General features: G+C 43.5%; 1 protein-coding gene. It reads right to left on the reverse strand.

All coding sequences use genetic code 11. The annotated features are described in order from the left end of the window. Nucleotides 1-260 precede the first annotated feature (260 nt). A partial coding sequence (locus FDX22_RS15920; RefSeq protein ID WP_186805335.1) for a fumarylacetoacetate hydrolase family protein occupies nt 261-407 on the reverse strand: 147 nt, incomplete at its 5' end.

The raw sequence follows: 407 nt of genomic DNA on the forward strand, positions 1-407 counted from the left end.
AAACGGACTAGCTACTTCGGAGAAAGCCACCGTATGCGGTGATCACACTATAAGCAAAAAGGTATCATTTAAAATTGACACAGTTCTCTCTGAAAATTTACGTCTATAGAAAAGGAATCTTAAGGCTAAAAACTTCCCACCATAAATAACTACTTAATTAACAATGAGTTATAACTTTACAAAAAACGAAGGCCTCAATTGTAATCTTGGTCATAATTGCTATTATATAGCGGAGCCGATAATGGCCACCTTACGCTTACTCATGACTGACTTCCTTTTGTAACCGCCGCTGAAAAGGTGGCGGCGACTGAACCAATACCCTCGATATGGGCCTCGAAACGATCGCCCGCATTCACCGCCACCATCGGGCCTAACGCTCCGGTGAGAATGATATCTCCGGCACGCAG

The organism is Citrobacter sp. TBCS-14, assembly GCF_005280805.1.
GTDB classification, from domain to species: Bacteria; Pseudomonadota; Gammaproteobacteria; order Enterobacterales; family Enterobacteriaceae; genus Citrobacter; species Citrobacter gillenii.